At 60.4% G+C, this 20,296-nt stretch carries 17 protein-coding genes and 3 pseudogenes; 6 read left to right on the forward strand and 14 right to left on the reverse strand.

The annotated features are described in order from the left end of the window. Window positions 1–64: 64 nt before the first annotated feature. Window positions 65–915, forward strand: a pseudogene (locus tag WFR25_RS24905) (helix-turn-helix domain-containing protein); the annotation flags it as partial. A 34-nt stretch (window positions 916–949) separates the two neighbouring features. On the opposite strand, the gene WFR25_RS24910 reads toward WFR25_RS24905, so the two are convergent. Both WFR25_RS24910 and WFR25_RS24915 read right to left on the reverse strand, forming a co-directional pair. Continuing rightward, window positions 950–2,112 (reverse strand): IS3 family transposase gene (locus tag WFR25_RS24910; RefSeq protein ID WP_336975165.1). Its coding sequence is split into 2 segments (ribosomal slippage): window positions 950–1,857 and window positions 1,857–2,112, totalling 1,164 coding nucleotides; the frame shifts between segments, so codons are not numbered across the junction. Between the two features lie 14 nt (window positions 2,113–2,126). Next, the gene (locus WFR25_RS24915; RefSeq protein ID WP_066488601.1) at window positions 2,127–3,551 is read right to left on the reverse strand and encodes an ISKra4 family transposase; all 1,425 of its coding nucleotides are present in this window, start codon (window positions 3,549–3,551) and stop codon (window positions 2,127–2,129) included. Window positions 3,552–3,723: 172 nt separating this feature from the next. Between WFR25_RS24915 and WFR25_RS24920 the strand changes: the two genes are divergently transcribed. Further along, complete coding sequence (locus WFR25_RS24920; protein WP_061772305.1) at window positions 3,724–4,320, forward strand: recombinase family protein; 597 nt, start codon at window positions 3,724–3,726, stop codon at window positions 4,318–4,320. A 3-nt stretch (window positions 4,321–4,323) separates the two neighbouring features. On the opposite strand, the gene WFR25_RS24925 is transcribed toward WFR25_RS24920, so the two are convergent. Both WFR25_RS24925 and WFR25_RS24930 read right to left on the reverse strand, forming a co-directional pair. Further along, window positions 4,324–5,016: a plasmid pRiA4b ORF-3 family protein gene (locus WFR25_RS24925; RefSeq protein ID WP_066969391.1), complete on the reverse strand. Its 693-nt coding sequence runs from the start codon at window positions 5,014–5,016 to the stop codon at window positions 4,324–4,326. 49 nt (window positions 5,017–5,065) lie between these two features. Next, a pseudogene (locus tag WFR25_RS24930) lies at window positions 5,066–5,539 on the reverse strand (Mu transposase domain-containing protein); the annotation flags it as partial. Window positions 5,540–5,687: 148 nt separating this feature from the next. Here WFR25_RS24930 and istA point away from each other — a divergent pair. Both istA and istB read left to right on the forward strand, forming a co-directional pair. Beyond that, window positions 5,688–6,983 (forward strand): IS21 family transposase, encoded by a 1,296-nt coding sequence (gene istA / locus WFR25_RS24935; RefSeq protein ID WP_011950660.1) that lies wholly within the window; start codon window positions 5,688–5,690, stop codon window positions 6,981–6,983. Continuing rightward, complete coding sequence (gene istB / locus WFR25_RS24940) at window positions 6,980–7,837, forward strand: IS21-like element helper ATPase IstB (RefSeq protein WP_011950659.1); 858 nt, start codon at window positions 6,980–6,982, stop codon at window positions 7,835–7,837. Before istA ends, istB begins: the two co-directional genes overlap by 4 nt. Here istB and WFR25_RS24945 read toward each other — a convergent pair whose 3' ends face one another. Beyond that, a complete protein-coding gene (locus WFR25_RS24945) occupies window positions 7,838–8,032 on the reverse strand; it encodes a hypothetical protein (protein ID WP_011950658.1) in 195 nt (64 codons plus the stop codon). 71 nt (window positions 8,033–8,103) lie between these two features. Between WFR25_RS24945 and WFR25_RS24950 the strand changes: the two genes are divergently transcribed. Continuing rightward, window positions 8,104–9,180 carry an IS5/IS1182 family transposase gene (locus WFR25_RS24950; RefSeq protein ID WP_011950657.1) on the forward strand — a complete coding sequence of 359 codons (1,077 nt, stop codon included), beginning with the start codon at window positions 8,104–8,106 and terminating at the stop codon, window positions 9,178–9,180. Between the two features lie 125 nt (window positions 9,181–9,305). Here WFR25_RS24950 and WFR25_RS24955 read toward each other — a convergent pair. After that, window positions 9,306–9,836, reverse strand: a pseudogene (locus WFR25_RS24955) (IS21 family transposase); the annotation flags it as partial. 127 nt (window positions 9,837–9,963) lie between these two features. Between WFR25_RS24955 and WFR25_RS24960 the strand changes: the two are divergent. After that, window positions 9,964–10,695: a TetR/AcrR family transcriptional regulator gene (locus tag WFR25_RS24960; RefSeq protein ID WP_336975083.1), complete on the forward strand. Its 732-nt coding sequence runs from the start codon at window positions 9,964–9,966 to the stop codon at window positions 10,693–10,695. 141 nt (window positions 10,696–10,836) lie between these two features. Here WFR25_RS24960 and pcaF read toward each other — a convergent pair whose 3' ends face one another. The 8 genes from pcaF to WFR25_RS25000 all read right to left on the reverse strand — a co-directional run bounded on the left by pcaF (window position 10,837) and on the right by WFR25_RS25000 (window position 20,217). Next, a complete protein-coding gene (pcaF, locus tag WFR25_RS24965; RefSeq protein WP_011950853.1) occupies window positions 10,837–12,042 on the reverse strand; it encodes a 3-oxoadipyl-CoA thiolase in 1,206 nt (401 codons plus the stop codon). Then, on the reverse strand, window positions 12,039–12,701 hold the full coding sequence (locus tag WFR25_RS24970; protein ID WP_011950852.1) for a 3-oxoacid CoA-transferase subunit B: 663 nt from the start codon (window positions 12,699–12,701) through the stop codon (window positions 12,039–12,041). Before WFR25_RS24970 ends, pcaF begins: the two co-directional genes overlap by 4 nt. Beyond that, the gene (locus tag WFR25_RS24975; RefSeq protein WP_011950851.1) at window positions 12,701–13,411 is read right to left on the reverse strand and encodes a CoA transferase subunit A; all 711 of its coding nucleotides are present in this window, start codon (window positions 13,409–13,411) and stop codon (window positions 12,701–12,703) included. The genes WFR25_RS24970 and WFR25_RS24975 overlap by 1 nt, the downstream gene beginning before the upstream one ends. Continuing rightward, entirely contained in the window at window positions 13,408–14,307 is a 900-nt protein-coding gene (locus WFR25_RS24980; RefSeq protein WP_011950850.1) for an intradiol ring-cleavage dioxygenase, read from the reverse strand. Before WFR25_RS24980 ends, WFR25_RS24975 begins: the two co-directional genes overlap by 4 nt. A 24-nt stretch (window positions 14,308–14,331) precedes the next feature. Then, the gene (locus WFR25_RS24985; RefSeq protein ID WP_011950849.1) at window positions 14,332–15,402 is read right to left on the reverse strand and encodes a maleylacetate reductase; all 1,071 of its coding nucleotides are present in this window, start codon (window positions 15,400–15,402) and stop codon (window positions 14,332–14,334) included. Next, on the reverse strand, window positions 15,402–17,096 hold the full coding sequence (locus WFR25_RS24990) for an FAD-dependent oxidoreductase (RefSeq protein WP_011950848.1): 1,695 nt from the start codon (window positions 17,094–17,096) through the stop codon (window positions 15,402–15,404). The genes WFR25_RS24985 and WFR25_RS24990 overlap by 1 nt, the downstream gene beginning before the upstream one ends. Before the next feature lie 246 nt (window positions 17,097–17,342). Further along, on the reverse strand, window positions 17,343–17,663 hold the full coding sequence (locus WFR25_RS24995; RefSeq protein ID WP_011950847.1) for a 2Fe-2S iron-sulfur cluster-binding protein: 321 nt from the start codon (window positions 17,661–17,663) through the stop codon (window positions 17,343–17,345). A 127-nt stretch (window positions 17,664–17,790) separates the two neighbouring features. Beyond that, a complete protein-coding gene (locus WFR25_RS25000) occupies window positions 17,791–20,217 on the reverse strand; it encodes a TonB-dependent receptor (protein ID WP_011950846.1) in 2,427 nt (808 codons plus the stop codon). Window positions 20,218–20,296 lie beyond the last annotated feature (79 nt).

Here is a 20,296-nt window from a genome sequence, read left to right on the forward strand (position 1 = left end):
GCACAGATTTGAGGTTGTGATTTAAGGAGGATTTGGGCTTCGTCGTAGTGACGAAGGAACGAAGATGAAGCCCAAATCCTCCTTGAAAAAATCGGCGCCGAAGGCCCCAGCTGAGCGGGTGGTGAAGGACATACGGCGTGCGACGCGCCGGCACTTCTCTGCAGAGGACAAAATCAGGATCGTGCTGGAGGGGCTGCGCGGCGAAGACAGTATCGCCGAGCTGTGCCGCAAGGAAGGCATCGCCCAGAGCCTGTATTACACCTGGTCGAAGGAGTTCATGGAAGCGGGCAAGCGTCGTCTGGCCGGCGATACCGCCCGAGCTGCGACCACCGGCGAGGTGCACGACCTGCGCCGCGAAACCCGTGCCCTGAAGGAATGCGTGGCCGACCTGACGCTGGAAAACCGTCTGCTCAAAAAAAGCATGATCGCGGATGGGGGCGACGACGAATGAGGTATCCCGCATCTGAGAAGCTCGAGATCATCAGGATCGTCGAGCAGTCGCATCTGCCCGCCAAGCGGACGCTGGATAAGCTCGGTATCGCCCGCCGGACGTTCTACCGCTGGTATGATCGCTACCTTGAAGGCGGGCCGGAGGCGCTGGAGGATCGGCCGTCGGCGCCAAGCCGAGTGTGGAACCGCATCGGCGACGACATCCAGGACCAGATCGTGGAACTGGCGCTGGAAGAGACCGATCTGAGCCCCCGCGAACTGGCGGTGCGCTTCACCGACGAGAAGCGCTACTTCGTGTCGGAATCGACGGTTTACCGTCTGCTGAAGGCCCATGATCTGATCACCAGCCCGGCCTATGTCGTGATCAAGGCCGCCGATCAGTTCCACACCAAGACCACCCGGCCGAACGAGATGTGGCAGACTGATTTTACCTACTTCAAGATCATCGGTTGGGGCTGGATGTACTGAGCAGCCCCCACCGGGTGGTCCGGGTAGATAGTTAGTGCATTGTCGTCTCCGCCGCCATTGCCGGGCGCAGGTGGAGCGAAGCGGAACCGGAGGCCGGCAATGGCGGCGTCGCCGCTTCTGGTGCGGGTGGGCGATAGCCCAGGCTGCTATGTGGCCGGATGGTGTTGTAGTGGCGCCGCCACGCCTCGATCAGCACTCTGGCCTCGGCGAGGCTGTAGAAGATCTCTCCGTTAAGCAGCTCGTCACGCAGCGAGCCATTGAAGCTCTCGTTGTAGCCGTTCTCCCATGGCGAGCCTGGCGTGATGTAGAGCGTGTTCACGCCGATCTGCCCAAGCCATTTCTGGACTGCGGTGGCGATGAACTCGCTGCCGTTGTCCGATCTGATATGGTCAGGCGGGCCCCGGTCAATGAACAGCTCGGCCAGGGCCGCCAGCACATCTTCGTGGCGAAGCTGACGGGCGACCACCAGCGCCAGGCACTCGCGGCTGGCCTCGTCGATGATCGTGAGGATGCGGAACTTGCGCCCGTCGTGCGTCCGTGCCTCGACAAAGTCGTACGCCCAGATGTGCCCGGGATATTCCGGCCGCAGCCGAATACACGAGCCATCGTTCAACCACAGCCGACCACGTTTCGGCTGTCGCTGAGGCACCTTCAGCCCCTCGCGTCGCCAGATCCGTTCCACCCGTTTGTGGTTCACCGACCAGCCGGCCGCATGCAGCAGTGCGGTTACCCGGCGATAGCCGTAGCGCCCGTACTGCCTGGCCAGCGCGACGATGTCGTCGGTCAGCGCCTCCTCGTCATCTGCCCCACACGGCACTTTGCGCTGCGTCGACCGATGCTGCCCGAGGACGCGGCACACCCGTCGCTCGGACACATCCAGCACCTCACGCACCTGGTCGATGCACCGCCGGCGCCGTGCGGGGCTCAGAAGTTTCCCCGCGCCGCCTCCTGCAGGATCAGCTTGTCCAATGTCAGGTCCGAGATCGCGCGACGCAGCCGGAGGTTCTCCTTCTCCAGATCCTTCATCCGCCGCGCCTGATCCGTCTTCAGACCACCATATTCCTTGCGCCATCGGTAATAGGTCTGCTCGCTGACTGCGATGCGCCGGCATGCCTCGGCCGTCGTGCCGCCCTGGCCCAGCATGATCTCAACCTCACGCAGCTTGCCGATGATCTCCTCGGGCTTGGGGAGCATGAGAAAGTTGGGGGTCATGCCGCCTTCCGTTCGTCCCTCCACCTCTGAAAGTCATTGGCCAACGTGCCATCAAGGGTACGGACGCGGAGTTGCACAAGCAGATGCACCCCTCTGGGCGTCCACTGCATCTGTTGCTTCTTTGCGAAGCGCTTTGCGACGACCTGGTTGACGGTCGATTCCACGAAGGCGGTCGAGACTGCTTCGCCATATCGTCGTCGCTCGCCATAGTTCGGGATCATGCTGGCATTGGCGCTGATATAGCTTTCGAACTCCCGCAAATGCTTGAGGAGATTGCGAGCTTGCGGCGAGACCTGTGGGTGGCTCATCGGCTCGTCGGTGACATCCGGATCTGTCGCACCAAGCATTCTGGTCTCGACGTCGCCGATTAGGTCGAGAGCACGGCGCCAGTTGCCGTGCCAGAGGAAGTGCCGAACTCGCTCGAGAGTGGCGACGGCCACGTCTTTATCCGTCTCGGATGGGGGCGGCAATCCGCGCGCGATCTGCTGCATGACCGTCACCCGCATGGCGATGTGGAAATAGTCGAGGACATGCTCGGCGTTCGGCCGCATGTCCCATTGAAGATTGCGGACGTTCCTGCCACCATCGGACATGAAGGTGATCTCACGGTCCATCCCGACGCCTTGCTCCAGCAGCAATTCATGAAGGCGACGACGCGGCCTGTCGTCATGTCCGACCACGAAGCCGAACCGGCGCGTTGGCTCGCTAATTTCGCCATCCTCGCCCGGATCGACGACGGACTTACCCACGATCACCTCGAAATTGTTCGGCCGATCGTACCATGATCGTACATAGCCTCCATCGATCCCGACAGTGACAGGCGGTCCTGGCAGCGGACCATCGGTCCAGTCCGCCTCGCAGCCTTCGATGAAACAGCGTCGCTCGGTGCCAAGCTCGGCTTCCAAACGCTCCGCGACGCGTAGGGTGTCCTGCCGGATCGTCGTCGCGTTGATCGCGTCACCGATCGGAAGGACGTCGGCAAGGCGTTCCGCGGTGATGCCGTAGGACGCGAGCGAAGCCCAGCGCGCCTCTAGCTCGAGAAGGTCCGGCGTGACGCGTTCGGGCAGCGCCGCCACGATCGGCGCCGCGATACCCGCTGTGGGTTTACATGTACATCGCCGGAACCTGGTACTTGGCACGGCGATCTTTCCGAACGGCGTGCGCACCATGATCGAACGATGATCCTTGATTTGCCTTGCTGATCCGCAGCACGGACAAGCGCGCTGGCGGCGACACCAGTCGAGCGCCTGGGTCTGAACCACAGCGAGCTGCAGCGCGGCCAGCAGTCGCTTGCTCTCCGCGATCCTGAGACCGAGATCATCGATCGTAAGCGTGTCGTCGTCGCGTTCGATGACGGCGATGGATATGCCGCTGGTTGGCCTGTCGTCCGTTGCTGCGGTGAGGGTGATGGTGAAGCGCATGAGCTCATTCCTCCATGAAGAAGGGAACTCATTGGCCGGCACATCGGTGCCGCCGTCCGAAACCGACCGGTTACGGTCACCTACAGCTAACCCTGTCCATAAAATAGCCTTACCATCTTGCGGACACACCAATTTTACTGGACACCCCTTCCGGACAATCGAGGCCGGATCCATGTCACGCACCTTTGCCTATCTGCGCGTTTCGACCGTCGACCAGACGACCGACAACCAGTTGCACGAGATTGAGGCCGCTGGCTTTGCAGCGCAGCCGCGGCGGATCGTCGCCGAAACCATCTCCGGGTCGGTTGCGGCGAAAGAACGCAAGGGTTTTGCCCGGTTGCTTGACCGGCTAGAGGATGGCGACGTCCTCGTCGTCACCAAGCTCGACCGGCTCGGCCGCAACGCGATGGATGTGGCGAGCACCGTCGCCGATCTCGATCGCATGGGCGTTCGCGTCCACTGCCTGGCGCTGGGCGGCGTCGATCTCACCTCGTCGACAGGCAAGCTCACGATGGGCGTTATCAACGCGGTCGCCGAATTCGAGCGCGACCTGCTGATCGAACGCACCCAGGCCGGGCTACGCCGCGCGCGGGCGGAGGGCAAGGCCATCGGACGGCCTGCGAGCCTTACAACAGACGAGCGCGCCGAGGTCGAGCGCCGCCTTGAAAGCGGCGAAACCGTGTCCGCGCTCAGCAAGGCGTTCTCGACAAGCCGGCAGACGATCATGCGGGTACGCGATGACAGACGCGCTCAAGCCGAGCTTGCCTGAGCATCAGTCCACAGACATTGGCCGGTCCTTGCCGACAAACTCAGCCTTCAACGCGAGATTGATGGCGCGGCGATCGATGGAATCTGGATCGTAGCGCAGCAGCGGATCATCTGGACCGTCGAACCCGGCGCGGTCAGCTGGCGTCCACTCTTCGCCGTCATCTTCCTCGCCGTCGCTGGTATCGTTTTCATCCAGAAAGTCATCCAGGCCATTTCCCTGATCGAAGCGCAATTCATCGAGACGTTCGAGCAATCGCTCATATCCACCCGGTCCGCCGATATCCTCAGGCGGACCGGCGCGAGCACCATCGGTGCAGACCGGCCAGGGCTTGTCTGCGCTCGGTTGTTCACGCGCTTCGACGCGGATCTCGTGCTCCCAGAAATCGCCGAAGTCGTATTCGTACATCATGCGTTGCCGCACTCGCAGCGACAGGTCGGCAAGTGTCAGTTCCCTCAGAATTTTCCCGTCCTCGACAAGGTGGTGACGCTCACCCGTCCTTTGCGTGCCGAAACGGCGCCCATGCACCTTGAAAGCATGGAGATGATAATCTTCCCAACCAAACGCGATCTGGATTACCCGGTGCAGACCAAAAAGCGTCAGATCGCTGCGAACCAGCAAGCGTCGCCAAATCATCGGCGATATATCCCGGAGGCCGACCTTCAGACGGTAAGCGACAAGCGGAGCCGGTTTCGACATGCTCCTAAAGCTACCGGATCAGCACCGTCACCCCCAGCTTTTTTATGCCCCCCAAGAAGCGGCGATGATCGGCGATGACCTCGTTGCCCATCCGTACGACGATCCGGTCGGCATAGGCGCGGACCTGGACTGCACGACGCACGGCCTTGGCGGCAACCGAGTAGCGGTTCCGGTCGAAGCTGATCAGGCAGGTCCCGCTGACCGCGTGCTGCGTCTCATGGAAGCCGTCGAACGGTGCGAGCATCGGCTGTAGCGCAGGCCGTTCCAACTCCAGCGCCTGCGCGACCGTCATCTCCTTGTGCTCGGGGTGCGCATGCATCGCTGCCCAGCGCAGGCACTCGGCCTCCAGCCAGCCGTTCAGCTCCTCCAGACTGGCGAACCGCAGCCTGGGCTTGAAGAAGCGCCCCCGTATCGTCTGCACCTGGTGCTCGACCTGACCCTTCTCCCAGCCGGCCGCCGGCGAGCACGCGGTTGGCTCGATCATATAGTGGTCCGCCATCACCAGGAAGCGACGGTTGAACACGTGTCAGTGGGCGTGTAATTCTCCGCAGATGTGGGCTTTGAAAATTCCCTGATTGTTGGACGTGGTTGCCCAATGCGCCGGGGTTAACCCCGGCGCATTGGGCAACGCCAAAATCGGCGCGATGACCTCCCCATGGGAGGCGTCGCCGATGATCCGACTTGGAGAAGCCATGATGATACTGGAGTTGCACCGGCAGGGCTTGTCGGTGACGGCGATTGCGCGCCGAACAGGCCGCGATCCCAAGACAGTTCGCAAATACATTGAACGCGGCGTCGAGGTGCCGGTCTATGGCCCGCGTGTGACGGGCCGGCCGAGCAAGATCGCGCCCTACATGGAGTTCCTTCGTGAACGTGTCGCGGCATTCCCCGACCTGACGGCCTCGCGACTGACCCGTGAGATCAGGGAGATGGGCTACATGGGCGCCTACACGGCAGTGAAGCGCTACCTTGCTGCGATCCGGCCCGAACATGATCCCAAGCCCTACGAGGTTCGCTTCGAGACCAAGGCCGGCGTGCAGGGCCAAGTCGACTTCGCGCGCTTTGTCGTCGAGTTCGCCGACGAGCCGGGTGTCGTGCGGATCGTCTGGCTGTTCAGCCTGGTGCTGGGCTACTCGCGCTTCATCTTTGCCCGCTATGTGCTGCACCAGGACCTGCAGACGCTGCTGCGCTGCCATATGCAGGCCTTCGAGGCGCTGGATGGCGTGCCCATCGAGATCCTCTACGACCGGATGAAGACCGCGGTCACCGGCGAGGATGACCAGGGACACATCGTCTACAATCGCTCGCTGCTGGCGCTGGCGCAGCATTATCGCTTCCAGCCCAGAGCGTGCCGGCCATATCGCGCCAAAACGAAGGGCAAGGTCGAGCGCCCGTTCCGCTATATCCGCGAGGACTTCTTCCTGGGCCGATCCTTCCGCAACATGGAGGACCTCAACGCCCAGCTCATCGACTGGCTCGACACCGTCGCCAACGTACGCGTGCACGGGACGACCCAACGGGTGGTGGCCGAGGCCTTCGCCGAGGAGCAGGAAGAGCTGCAGCGGCTGCCAGAGCATCGCTTCAACGCCGTCCTGAAGCTCGAGCGGCGGGTCAGCCATGACGGGCTCGTGGCGGTCGGCGGCAACTATTACAGCGTACCCGACAGGACGCGCCGGATCGTTGAGATAGAGCAGTTGCCGGACCTGGTCCGCATCATCGACCGCGGCATCGTCGTTGCCGAGCACCCCGTGCTCGAGGGACGCCGGCAATATCGCATCGACCGGCGCCACCGCACCGGGCGGCCGCAACCGCGAACACCGGATCGGCCCATGACGATGCTCGGCCGGATCGGCGACCATGTGCCGTTGCGCTCGCTGACCGTCTACGAGGCGATCGGCGCGAGCCTGGCGAAGCCTGTCCTGAGCGCCTGCCGCAGGCCGGCAGTCGAAGGGGAGGGGCGGCCATGAATGCCATTGCCCCATCCACCCGTGTCGACTCCATCCGCCGGAGCCTCGTCAGCCTCAAGATGCCCCGGGCGCTCGAGATCCTCGATGCGACCCTGCGCCGTATCGAACAGGGCCAGATCGACGGCATCGAAGCGCTCGACGAGCTGCTGGGCGAGGAGCTGTCGCTGCGCGAGAACCGGCGGATCAAGGCCGCTCTGCGCATGGCGCGCCTGCCTGTGGTGAAGACCCTGGCGGGCTACGACTTCTCGTTCCAGCCCTCGCTCGACAGGAACCGCATCCTCGCGCTCGCCGGCCTCGACTTCATAGAGCGCGCCGAGGTCGTCCACCTGCTGGGACCGCCCGGCACCGGCAAAAGCCACATTGCCACCGCACTCGCGGTCGAGGCCGTGCGCGCCGGCAAGGCGGTCTACTTCATCCCGCTCGCCGACCTCATCGCCCAACTCACCAAGGCCGAACGCGAAGGCACGCTCCGGGAGAAGATCCGCTTCCTCGCCAGGGCATCGCTGCTGGTTGTCGACGAGATCGGATACCTGCCGGTCACACCGGGTGGTGCGAACCTGTTCTTCCAGCTCGTCAACGCCCGCTACGAAAAGGGCGCCATGATCCTCACCTCCAATCGCGGCTTCGCCGAATGGGGCGAAGTGTTCGGCGATCCCGTCGTTGCCACCGCGCTGCTCGACAGGCTGCTGCACCATGCCGTGGTCATCCAGATCGAAGGTTCCAGTTATCGCATGCGTGAGCACGCCGCGCTCGTCCCCGAAAACGTCCGCGCCGGCGTCGCGTTCAATCCACCCCAAGGTAAGCGCCGCGGACGACCACCAAAGAAAGCCAATCCCGATCCCGATTACGGCTGATCACCGTCCGAACCCAGCCAACGAGGTAGGGAATTTTAAGCGCCCACTTCTGCGGAAACTTCGGTGCCCATTGACAAACACGCGCTCCTTGCCGACGAACACGGTCGTCACCGCGGTCTTCATGTTGTCGTAGATGCCGCGCAGCGGCACCCCTCCGAAGAAGGCGAAGCCGCGCGCATGCGCGTCGAACACCATCTGGGCACCCCCAATAACCCTGGCGTGATCGGGCCGGAGATGATTCACTGCGCGTGACAGGGAGGCGGCGGATGCGTCAGGCAGGATTGTTCGGTTTGTCGGATCAGCTGAAGCGGTTGTCGGACTGCGGGGATCCGCTGGAGACGATGAGCCGGGTGGTGGACTTCGAGGTGTTCCGCCCGGCGCTGGAGAGGGCGCTGGCGTACGGCGACGGCGCCAAGGGTGGTCGGCCACCCTACGATCCGGTGGCGATGTTCAAGGTGCTGATCCTGGCGGCGCAGAACACGGTGAGCGACGCGCGCATGGAGTTCCTGATCCGCGATCGGCTGAGCTGGTTACGGTTCCTGGGCTTCGACCTGGGCGCGGTCACGCCCGACGAGAACACGATCCGGCTGTTCCGCGAGAAGCTGACCCGCGCCGGTGCGATCGACGCGCTGTTCGCCGCCTTCGACCGGCAACTGCGCGACCGCGGCTATCTGCCCATGGGAGGGCAGATCGTGGACGCGACCCTGGTGGCGGCGCCCAAGCAGCGCAACACCGCGGCCGAGAAGGAAGCGATCAAGGCGGGCAAGAGCGCAACCCAGATCTGGCCGGACCAGCCGGCCAAGGCGGCGCAGAAGGATGTCGACGCGCGCTGGACTCTGAAGTTCGCTAAGGGTCGGCCGCTGCTCGGCGGCAAGCCGGGGATCGACATCGCCATCCCGAGCTTCGGCTACAAGAGCAGCATCGCGATCTGCCGACGCTATGGCTTCATCCGCCGGGGCAAGGTCACCGATGGCGCCCGCTTCGACGGCCGCATGCTGCGCGACGTGGTGACCAACGACAACACCGCCTCCGACGTGTGGGCGGACACCGCGTACCGCAGCCGGTCCAACGAGGCCTGGCTGAAGTCGGTCGGCCGGGTCAGCCGCGTCCACCGCAAGAAGCCCAAGGGCAAGCCGATGTCGGCACGCACTGCGCGCGCCAACGCTGCCAAGTCTACCGTCCGTGCCCGCATCGAGCATGTGTTCGCCCGCCAGAAGGATCAGATGGCGCTGTTCATCCGCACCATCGGCATCGCACGCGCCGAGACGAAGATCACCCTCGCCAACCTCGCCTACAACATAGACCGCCTGATCTTCCACGAACGACGAGCAGCCATGGGATAGTTGCGCTCGGCGATGGTGGTCCTCGCCATCAACAGCCGGAAACACCGCCCTCACACCGGCAGTGCCATGCCAAGCTCTCCCGTGACGCCGCTATCCGCGCCCGGCGCCACGTTGATGTGGGCGCCCATCTCCTGCGTCTCGCGCGGATACGCCCGGACGTAGACCGCGCGCGACGCACACAGCCGCACATGGGCGACCTTCACGCGCATCGGCTTGCCCGCGATCTCCACGTCTTCATGGCTCCAGTCGAACTGGTACGCCTCGCCCTGCTTGAACAGCAGCGGGATAAACGCCGCCACGCCAGCGCCGGGGTCTTTGCGCCGCGCCTCGGCCCAGCGCGTGGCGTAGCGCCGGACCGCATCGTACGACCCTTCAAAGCCTTCGCGCAGCAACAGATCATGGATGCGCGTCATCCGTAGCCGGTCACGCCGCGGGCGCACCTCGTTCTCGGCCAGCAGCGTATCGAGACGCGCCTGATAAGGTCCAATCCGCGGCCGCGGCTGCACCGACCGATGATAGTCGAACGCGCCTTCAGGCGCCCGGATCGCCTTGCGGATTACCTTGCGCGATAGCCGCAGATCGCGCGCGATCTCCTTGATCGGCTTGCCACCGGCGTACTCACGCCGAATCCGTACCACCGTCTCCACCACCAACATCCCGATCTCGCCGCCTGGAAATACCCAGGCCGCCGCCTAAACCATCGAAATGAGGGGGCCCTTTTGGACGCCGATCACCCCGCCACGGGGGTCCTTTTTGCACGCCGATCCACAGGAATAGATAGCGATGGACCAGACGGCGACCCCTTCCCAGCCCGCATGTGGCGCAAAATCAAAAGAAGATCACCGCACAACGTTTGCTCGCCGCAAGAGAGAACGGACCAAAGCAATTTTGCTGGATTCAGTCATGGCAGTTTACGTCAAGAGAGTGAATTCGATTCAGCTCGTAATTGACGATGTAATTGTGCATGCTGGTGTATCGCGAGGCACATTCTATAAGTATTTCTCTTCTCTTGACGAAGCAATAGTGCAAATATCCAGCAAAACTTCAGGTGAAATGGTCGATTCTTCCCTTTCGGTGTACGATCAGTTTGAAGACCCTCTCTATCGAACCGGAACGGGCCTTCAGCTCTATCTTGCTCGTGCGTTCTTTGATCATGAATGGGGAACTTTTCATGCCTACATGGCCCTGCAGGACACGGGAAATCGGCTCGTCCAATTAATGGAAGGTGACATTAGGCAAGGTATAAAAACCGGTATTTTTTCATCTGCCGATCAAACATCCGCGCTCGACTTGCTAATCGGCACGAAAATCGAGGCGATCAAGCGGATCTGTTCAGGCAGTGTCGGAAGCGATTATATCGTACAGATTACCGAAGCGGTATTTCGCGGACTGGGCGTGCCTCCTCAGCTAGCGCATGAAGCCGCCCGCAAGTGCTTTGATTTCGTGGTTGCCGAAGGTCCGGAAAAACTGAGGTGGTGGGGTTGGTCCCTGACAAATCCCGAAGGCGTTGGGTAACCCTTATGTCATCCCTTCCTCTCAGGAGTTGGGGCCTCCGGCAGTCTCAGGGCGGCTCACTTCAGCCTCTCGCAATGATCCTACCAGCGTCAGCTGGTCACTGGTTCAGACGCCTTGAAGGCGACCTCCTCAAGCCGGACCTTAAACACGCTCCAGCAGCATTGCGATACCTTGCCCAACTCCTACGCACATGAACGCGAGCGCATAACGACCACCAGTGCGGTGCAGTTCCTCAACTGCGGTCAACGCAAGCCGCACTCCAGACATCCCCAATGGGTGACCGAGAGCTATTGCTCCCCCATTTGGATTAACGCGCTGATCGTATGGTTGAATTTTAAGATCACGCAGCACCGCGAGCGCTTGTGAGGCAAAGGCTTCGTTGAGTTCGATAACGTCGATATTATCGAGGCCCAAACCCGCCCGGCTAAGCACTTTGCGAGCCGCATTGACCGGCCCGATACCCATTACCCGCGGTGCGACGCCGGCTGCTGACATGGCAACCACACGGGCTCTTGGTGTAAGGCCGTTTGCCACCGCAGCGGCCTCGGACGCAATCAGCATGGCTGCAGCACCATCATTGACGCCAGATGAGTTGCCCGCGGTTACGGTGCCATCTGGGTGCACGATCGGCTTCAATCGCATCAACGATTCGATCGTCGTGTCATGTCGGGGGTGCTCATCGCGATCAATCACGATGAAATCGTCCTTTCTCTGCGGTATGCGCACCGCAACGATCTCAGCGGCGAGTCTTCCATTGACTTGCGCCACCGCCGCCTTCGCCTGGCTTGCCAGTGCGAAAGCGTCTTGCGCCTCGCGGCTGATGCCCCATTCCTTTGCCACGTTCTCACCGGTTTCGGGCATCGAGTCGACGCCGTAGGCAGACTCCATGGCCGGGTTGACGAGACGCCAGCCGATTGTCGTATCCTCGATCTTTTGGCTCCGGGAAAATGGTGCATCGGCCTTGCCCATGACAAAGGGGGCGCGGCTCATGCTTTCCACGCCGCCGGCCAGCATCAGGTCCGCGTCCCCTGCGCGGATGGAGCGGGCCGCCAGACCGACAGCGTCCAAGCCCGAACCGCACAGGCGGTTCACTGTGGTTCCGGGGACCGCCACCGGCAGCCCTGCCAGCAGCACGGCCATTCGCGCCACGTTCCGGTTGTCTTCGCCAGCCTGGTTGGCACAGCCGAACAACACATCATCGACGCGGGACCAGTCCAGCGCCGGGTTACGAGCCTTGAGCGCAGCGAGCGGCACAGCCGCGAGGTCGTCAGGCCGGATTGACGAGAGCGCGCCGCCGAAGCGCCCGATGGGTGTACGGACGGCATCGCAAATAAACGCCTCTGTCATGCAACCAGGCCGCACTTGACCTGGGTAGTGTCGACAGGAGCGCCGGTTTTGGCGAGCACCTCTGCGATGATCACGCCTGGCGCCAGCTCGACCAGCGTCAGGCCGCCAGCCTTTTTGTCGCAGGCAAGCACGGCAAGATCGGTGATGATGAGATCGACAACACCGCGACCGGTAAGCGGCAGCGTACACTTTGTCAGAATCTTCGGGTCGCCATGTTTGCTGGTGTGTTCCATTATCACGACAATGCGTTTGACCCCCGCGACGAGGTCCATAGCCCCGCCCATGCCCTTCACCATCTTCCCAGGAATGGTCCAGTTGGCGATATCGCCATTTGCCGCGACTTCCATCGCCCCCAGGACGGTCAGGTCAATATGCCCGCCGCGGATCATTGCGAAACTATCGGCCGATGAAAAGAAACTCGACGTCGGCAAGGCCGTGATCGTCTGCTTGCCCGCGTTGATGAGGTCGGGATCGGCCTCGCCTTCGTAAGGGAACGGTCCCATGCCGAGCATGCCGTTTTCCGACTGCAAGGTTACGTCCATCCCTTCGCGAATGTAATTTGCCACCAGGGTCGGGATGCCTATGCCAAGGTTGACGTAGTAACCGCTCTTGAGTTCCTGCGCAGCCCTGGCCGCCATTTCTTCACGCGTCCAAGGCATCAAACAGTCTCCCGAGGGCGAGTAGTCATTTTTTCGATCCGCTTTTCGTTGATCGTCGAAACGACGATGCGGTCTACGTAGATACCGGGCGTATGGATGCAATCGGGATCGAACGTGCCTGGCTCAACGATTTCTTCGACTTCGACTACTGTGACCTTGGCTGCGGTCGCCATGTTGGGGTTGAAATTGCGCGCAGTTTTGCGGAACATCAGGTTACCCGCCGGATCGGCGCGCCAAGCCTTGATAATCGCCAGATCGGCCCGCAGCCAGGTTTCGCGGACATAGTCCTCATCATCAAACTGTTCCACCGGCTTGCCCTCGGCGACCACAGTCCCGACCCCGGTCCGGGTGTAGAACGCCGGTATTCCTGCACCGCCGGCGCGAATCCGCTCGGCAAGCGTGCCTTGCGGATTGAGCTCGAGTTCCAGTTCGCCCGACAGGTATTGCTGCTCGAACAGTTTGTTCTCGCCGACGTAGGACGAAATCATCTTCCGTATCTGGCGCGTCTCCAAGAGCATCCATAGGCCGAAGCCATCGGCCCCGGCATTGTTGGAAATCACCGTGAGGTTATTTGCCCTCGATGCTCTGATTTCCGGAATGAGGCTCTCCGGGTTTCCCGACAGTCCGAACCCACCAGACATGATGGTCATACCGTCAAAAAGCAGGCCTTCCAGCGCTGCGCCGGGATTCGAGTAGATCTTTTTGCTCATGCAACGTGCGCCAGTACAAAGTCGTGATGAAGCTCTAGCCACTTACCGTCCATCGCCTTGCCGTCCGGCGCAGTTCCACCTTCGCGAGGTTCATAGTTGCGGATGAGCGATGACTTGACGCCGAAAACAACATCCGACGTAAGGTATTTGTCGCCCTGCGCAAAGAGGTGTGTCACCAACCTGCGATAACCCGGTGCCGTGATCATGTAGTGGACATGCTCAGGGCGAAAGGGATGACGCCCCTGGGCATCCAGCATCTTGCCGACCGGACCATCATTAGGGATGGGATAGGCCGCTGGCCTCACCGTCCACGCACGGAAGCTGCCGTCCGATTGGCTGAGGAAGCGCCCCCGCCCGGCGAGCTCCGAACGTTCCTCCAGCTTCTGCAGGTCGTAATAACCTTCGTCGTTCGAATGCCAGATATCGACCTTGGCGCCGACGATCGGTTCCCCCGCTTCATTGCGAACGGTGCCGGAAAGGTATAGCGGCACACCTTCGAGATAGCCGCGCATGTCAGCACCATCCTCGAAGCTGGGCGGCTCGACATAGAACGGGCCGAACACGGTGGTCTCTGTCGCCCGACCCGGCAGCCGGTGGTTAATCGCGTCCACCAGCATCGAAACACCAAGCACATCCGACAACAGGATGAACTCCTGCCGGGTATCGGTACACATGTGACCGGTCTTGGTGAGAAACTCAATCGCCGCGCCCCACTCCGCTTCAGTAGGCTCAATTTCACGGATAAATGCGTGCAGATGCCGGATCAGGGCTTCGCTGATCTGCTTGACCCTTGGATCCTTTGCGCCCGCGACACTCTGCAGGACTGTCTGCGTCAGGTTGTGCTCGTCAAAGCTGCCTGCTGCTGGAGCGGCAGCACTCTCTTCCTCAGAGGTCATGGTCTTCTCCTGCGAATGTTACATCTATAATACGGAGGGTAGGCTGCCGGCCCATGCATGGCTTAAAATCCGGGCGATGTCGTCTTCAACGAACGGCCTCGGGTTGGGATAAGGGGTCGCTACTGCGAGGCGTGCTGCGTCAGCAACGCCCGACTCGGGCATGCCCAGCGATGCGAGCGAAGTCGGTGCACCCAGCCTGGCGGCAAGTTGATGCAGGGCCAAGGCGGGGTCGGCATGGCCGACCGCGCGAGCCAGGCGGTTCCGCGCATCGGGCACAACCTCAAGGTTGTACGCCAGCACGTGCGGGAGCACGACGCTGTGTGTTTCTGCGTGGGGTAGATCGAATGTTCCGCCAAGCACATGACAGAGCTTGTGATGTAGCGCCATGCCGACAAGCCCAAGGCAAATGCCACACAGCCAAGCCCCTTCCAACGCATCTGACCGTGCGACCACATTCGCGGGATCATTCGCTAGCCGCGGCAATGCTCCAACAAGGGCCCGCACGCCTTCTTCGGCGATCATTGCCACGACAGGGCTGACGTTTGGTGCGTAAAGCGCTTCGGCCGCATGGGCGATGGCATTGAGGCCAGATGTCACCGACAAGGCCACCGGCAGGCCAAGAGTCAGTTCGACATCGTAGATCACGGTTTCCGGCAAAACCTTAAGCGACCTCCGGGTGACCTTCAACCCGTTCTCGGTCTCACCGAGAATGGGAGTCACCTCGGATCCGGCATATGTCGTGGGAATGACCACTTGGGGCAAATCCGTGCGCAATGCGATCGCCTTCGCCAGTCCGATGGTGGATCCGCCGCCGATCGCGATGACACCATCAGCGCCCAATTCGCGTACCCGCGCACAGGCCTGCTCGGAAACATCCGTCGGCGTGTGCATACGCGCGCCAGAGAACAGCCCGGCGCCGTTGACCCCCAGCAGGTCGCATACCGCTAGCCCCTGTTCCGCCTGACCGGGTGTTGACAGCACCAAGGCACGCTTGATGCCAAGCCTTTCAGCCTCTTCGGGCAAGCCGCCCAGCGTCCCGACACCGAACAGGACCCGGGACGGCAATGTCTCGTGAATGAAGCGCCCGACCGACATTACAGAGCCCCAGCCTCCGTCGCGACTTGCGACGTCGACGCAACATGGCCAAGCAATTGGTCGAATACAGCGTTGGCGTCGTAGGGTTCACGATGACGCCAGCCAACGATCTGGTCGGGGCGAATGATGACGCAATCGCTTTCATACAGTGCGCGCGCTTCGCTCGTGGGCACGTCGACCACTTTAAGATCGAGGCCTCGCGCTTCCGCCGCCGCGATGAGATCGGCACCGGCACCTGCCCCGGGTACAAGCCTAAGCAGCGTCCATTCGAAGCCAAACGTGTCGTAAAGGCTGCGCCCGTCGTCCAGCCAGATGTGTGGCGGCCTCCCACCTGGGGTTGCACTTTGGATATATTCGTTGCGCGTATCTGGAGGCGCATCGCTGCCGTCGGGCACTATCACCGCCGATCCATCATAGCGTCCGCCAAATGTTACGCCAGGGATGTTGAATTCCTTGCGCGCATGAGTGTTGAGATAGTCGCTCGCTTCTTTCCGCGCTGCCACACCTTCCGGCGAATCCTCTTCCAGTGCGGGGCTTGGAATGAAATTCCCGATCGAATCCGCAAGGCCGCGCGCATAGCCTGTATTGCGCTTGGCCAGCTTGCTTCGTTCGAATTCATAACTTGCCAAAAGTTCCGGCCCCGCCTGCCCCTTCAATATTGCGGCGAGCTTCCAGCCCAGATTAACCGCATCCTCGACTGCGGTGTTGTAACCAAGTCCGCCCGCCGGGGTGAACAAATGAGCCGCGTCGCCCGCAAGGATGACGCGGCCAGAAACCATCTGCTCGACATAAAGCGCATGCCCTGCAACCCAAGTGCCCATGTCGATGATTTCAATATCGAGCGCCATTCCCATGACTTGCTGGAAAAGTTCATGCGCACGCGCTTCATCGATCGTGGCGTCCTCGCCCGGCTTGAGCTGCGTATGGAAGGAGAATTCGTCCTTGCCGTTGACCGCTGCCAACCACGATCTGCGCTCGCGATTGAAAGCCCAGTACATCCACGCGCGCGAAGCCTTAACCTGATCGTAGAAGTCCGGCGCGCGAAGATAGAGTGCCACCATCGTTCCACCGAAGAAGTCTCTATGGACGCCGGTCTCGCCTGCGTAACTGATCCCCAGCGCCGAGCGGACAATGCTTCGCGCGCCATCCGCTCCCACTAGGTACTCGGCCCTTATTTTCTGTTGCTTGCCGGTTGCGGCCTCTTCCACGGTCGCGCTCACGCCGTCGGCGCCCTGCTCGAAGTCGATCATGCGCCAGCCGTAGTTGACCGACGCCAACTCGCTCGCTTCGGCATGGCGGCGAAGAACCTCTTCGACATACATCTGTGGAACCCGGTGGGGCAGTTCGGCACCGGTCCACGAGCCCCCAATCTTGCGGATCGCGGCGTCAGCATCGCCCGAAGATGGCAACTGGAAGCGTGCCAGTTCTTGCTTCGAATAGCGCGTGAAGTAGGCAATATCCGTCGGATAGTCCTTCGGCAGGCCAAGAGAGCGGATTTCCTTCGAAAAGCCCAACCGGCGGTAATGCTCCATGGTCCGGGCCTGGGTTGCATTCGCTTGTGGATTTTTCGCTGTCCGCGGCTTGGCGTCTAGCAGGATTGAGGGAATCCCCCTCCGCGACAGGTCAATCGAAAGCATCAACCCGCACGGCCCGCCACCAACAATGAAAACCTTCTTCTCTGAACAAGGCAGCATCCCGATCCTCTCGCATATCGACATTATGCGAAACCTAATCGGCCTGCTCAATTTAGTCAACCAACCTGACCATTTAATTATATGAACTCTTTTGGGGGTGATCTGCCCCTTCCCGGGGCGGGGGGGGGCAAATTATTTGGAGATTTGGCCCTTCCCGTAAGGTGGACTACAAATTCGCATTTCCGCCAAGCTCCCATTAGAGATTACATCTTGTAATAAAAGGATAACTTTGGAGGATCGTTAAGTTCAATCAAGATTGTTGGACACCAAGAGCCTGATGCCATCAAGCTCTTGGGTCATTTTGATTTGGCATGAAAGCCGCGCCTCCGGTGGCGCCTCGTCGCAGAAACCAAGAAGTTCTGCTTCAGAGGGGAATGCAGGAGGCAATATAGATTGCCATTCAACAGGCACACGAACCCTGCAAGTAGCACAGGCTAGACCGCCGCTGCATTCACCTAGAATTCCAGGAATGCTATTATAAAGACCTGCGTGCATCAAATCGACGCCGACATCGACGGTCGTTTCCAATTCACTTCCGTCTTCAGATACATAAATTACTTTGGGCATCACTATTATCTCCCATCCGAGAGATGGTGCATCAGATTGAGCTAAGGAGGATGGTCCGTTCCTATTTTTGTGCCAATGACGGAAAGCGATTCGAATACAATCGCCCCGCTCGCCTCTGCCTAACCAATTAGAACTTGAGACCAGCGCGTACACCCCAAGTGCGTGGAGGTGCTATACTACTCGATACCCATCCCTGGACGAAGGCGGAACTCTGCCCACTGCCGCCTGTATAGATCACTTCATCAGTAATGTTGCGGACATATCCACTAATGAACCAGCGATCACCAGCGGCCGTATAGGTCAACGAAGCGGAGAGATTTGCGTAGGAGCCCTGCTTTTGAATGGGAAGGAACTCGGTGAAAAGGTAGGCACTGCTGGCAAACGACAGGTCACCACCAAGGGCAACAGTTCCGCCATTCGCCATGTCAAATGACTGCGTGAACCCGGCCGATCCTGACCATTTCGGTGAGCGCACAAGTGGGAAGCCGGAGCAATCCACAGTCGCAAATCCGCCAGAATAGGTCTGGATGCAGCCAGTCCGGCCCGGTGGCACAAACTGCGTCGGCTGGGTAATCACGAAGCTATCATACTTCGAATCAACATAATCCACCGCTCCGTGAAGCGTCATGCCGTGCCACGGCCTTGCTTCAAGACTTACGCTCGCGCCCTTGATCGTCGACTTGCCCGCATTCTGCGTCAGAATCGTAACGAGGCCGGCTCCATCAAGGCCCTGTGCAGAAAGCTGCAGATTCTTATAATCCCAATAGAAGGCCTCAAGGTTGATTTGCAGCCTATTGTTTAGGAACCGATTCTTCAGTCCCACGGTATAAGCAGTGATTGTTTCCGGGGCATAGGATTGCAACTTGGTCGGGTCAGTCAAGCTAAGCGCTTGACTAAATCCTCCCGCCTTGAAACCAGTGCTGACATCGGCATAGAACATGCTCGCAGTCGCAACATCGAATTCGATCCCGGCCTTCCACGTTACCTTATTGAAAGTGATTGCACTTCTGTAGATGGTTGGGTCAGCAGCCAGCAATCGACAGTTCGTTCCAGGAGGGTTGGCCCCCGGAACTGGTACGTCCGGAAGGCAAGGGATCGGCGGTAGACCGGAGATAACTGGGTCTGGAATAATGACCGATGGAGAGATCGCAGCTTGGGCCAATCTATCCGACACACGCTTGTCGCTAGTATAGCGAATTCCGCCCGTCACTCGGAATCGATCTGAAACGTTGAAGGTCAACTGACCGAAGGCAGCAAACGCTTGCGTGGTCAACGCACCTGTCGTCCGCTGGTTCAGGATCGGCCCAGCTTGAATGGTGAAGTCGTTCGTCTGCTTTTCCTTTAAATAGTAACCGCCGGCGACCCATTTCAGGACGCCACTCTCTCCACCCAAGCGCGCTTCCAAAGTATATTGGTCAGATAATTCGCCTTTGGACCTATTTCCAGCAGAGTCATAAACGCCGCCGACGTTATACATAAAGGATGGCTGCGACGAGAATGCCAAGGTAGAGCGACGATAGCCGGGTATGACAGTCAGCGTCGCCCAATCCAAATCGTAATCGAGCTGCATATGCCCACCAAACGTCTCGATATCCTGGAATAGCCGACTGTCGGAAGGATTCGCAATCAAGGAGGGCGGAGGCGGGCAGTTACCATTAGGTGCCGGGTTGCATCCCGCGGCCAGTGCGCCATTGAACTGAGCGGTGGCTGCGGCAATATACGCCGCGCCGGCAGCAGGATCGGTGTTGCCTGTCCACGGCGACATTCCAGGCAACCGGCCCAGAACCGAAAAACCCGTACCGACCCCACCGCGATGGAGATAATTGAGCTGCGCGCGCAGCGACAGCCGACCGGATTTGAACCTGGCCTGGAACCGCACCGCCTCACGATCATCGTCGTCCCCACCGTTCGAGAGATAGCCGTTTCTGCGGTTTAAACTGTAGGACAGTCGAAATGCGCCATCATCGCTCGCAGGAACGTTAAAGGCGCCTTCAATGCCATACTGGTCATAATCGCCCAGGTTTACTTCAGCATAGCCCGAAAATTCACCAAGGACGGGGGCCACAGTAATCAGATTGACGGCACCGCCGCTCGCATTTCTGCCGTAGAGCGTTCCTTGCGGTCCCTTCAACACTTCGACACGCTGCAGATCAAAGAAGTTGCCAGAAATGTCTTGGGGGCGAGAAATGACAACGCCATCGAGGCTGGTCGCTATAGCTGAATTCGAAGTTGCCGTGACACCGTAATCGCCAACGCCACGAATATAAATCATACTGCTCGTGCCTCCAGAAATCTGGAGACCCGGGGCAAGCTTCGCCAAGCTGCCTGCATCCGTGACACCGGCTGAACGCAACTGATCGCCGCCAAACGCGACAATGGACAGCGCTGCCTTCTGGGTACTTTCCTCGCGGCGCTGTGCAGTGACGACGATATCCTGAATGCCTTCATTTTGGCTCGGCTCACTGACTTCGGTTTTCGCACCTGCCTGTGCAAACACCGGTGACGAAACAGTCAAAGCCACAAGGCTTGCGCCGATAAACATACGAGCTTTCATTATTTTAATCCTCCCCTTCTTGCCGATCTAGGTTCTGTCGCCGCGGCGAAAACCGAACTGAATCGGCGTAAAAACAACC

The organism is Sphingobium aromaticiconvertens (assembly GCF_037154075.1).
Lineage (GTDB): Bacteria > Pseudomonadota > Alphaproteobacteria > Sphingomonadales > Sphingomonadaceae > Sphingobium > Sphingobium aromaticiconvertens.

Excerpts from the sequence above, each read along its gene's own strand:
- WFR25_RS24915 (WP_066488601.1), bottom strand. The coding sequence starts at position 3,551 with ATGCGCTTCACCATCACCCTCACCGCAGCAACGGACGACAGGCCAACC.
- WFR25_RS25000 (WP_011950846.1), bottom strand. The coding sequence starts at position 20,217 with ATGAAAGCTCGTATGTTTATCGGCGCAAGCCTTGTGGCTTTGACTGTT.
- WFR25_RS24980 (WP_011950850.1), bottom strand. The coding sequence starts at position 14,307 with ATGACCTCTGAGGAAGAGAGTGCTGCCGCTCCAGCAGCAGGCAGCTTT.
- WFR25_RS24970 (WP_011950852.1), bottom strand. The coding sequence starts at position 12,701 with ATGCCTTGGACGCGTGAAGAAATGGCGGCCAGGGCTGCGCAGGAACTC.
- WFR25_RS24975 (WP_011950851.1), bottom strand. The coding sequence starts at position 13,411 with ATGAGCAAAAAGATCTACTCGAATCCCGGCGCAGCGCTGGAAGGCCTG.
- WFR25_RS24990 (WP_011950848.1), bottom strand. The coding sequence starts at position 17,096 with ATGCTGCCTTGTTCAGAGAAGAAGGTTTTCATTGTTGGTGGCGGGCCG.
- WFR25_RS24945 (WP_011950658.1), bottom strand. The coding sequence starts at position 8,032 with ATGGTGTTCGACGCGCATGCGCGCGGCTTCGCCTTCTTCGGAGGGGTG.
- WFR25_RS24950 (WP_011950657.1), top strand. The coding sequence starts at position 8,104 with ATGCGTCAGGCAGGATTGTTCGGTTTGTCGGATCAGCTGAAGCGGTTG.
- WFR25_RS24925 (WP_066969391.1), bottom strand. The coding sequence starts at position 5,016 with ATGTCGAAACCGGCTCCGCTTGTCGCTTACCGTCTGAAGGTCGGCCTC.
- pcaF (WP_011950853.1), bottom strand. The coding sequence starts at position 12,042 with ATGACAGAGGCGTTTATTTGCGATGCCGTCCGTACACCCATCGGGCGC.
- istA (WP_011950660.1), top strand. The coding sequence starts at position 5,688 with ATGATCCGACTTGGAGAAGCCATGATGATACTGGAGTTGCACCGGCAG.
- istB (WP_011950659.1), top strand. The coding sequence starts at position 6,980 with ATGAATGCCATTGCCCCATCCACCCGTGTCGACTCCATCCGCCGGAGC.
- WFR25_RS24985 (WP_011950849.1), bottom strand. The coding sequence starts at position 15,402 with ATGTCGGTCGGGCGCTTCATTCACGAGACATTGCCGTCCCGGGTCCTG.
- WFR25_RS24960 (WP_336975083.1), top strand. The coding sequence starts at position 9,964 with ATGGACCAGACGGCGACCCCTTCCCAGCCCGCATGTGGCGCAAAATCA.
- WFR25_RS24995 (WP_011950847.1), bottom strand. The coding sequence starts at position 17,663 with ATGCCCAAAGTAATTTATGTATCTGAAGACGGAAGTGAATTGGAAACG.
- WFR25_RS24920 (WP_061772305.1), top strand. The coding sequence starts at position 3,724 with ATGTCACGCACCTTTGCCTATCTGCGCGTTTCGACCGTCGACCAGACG.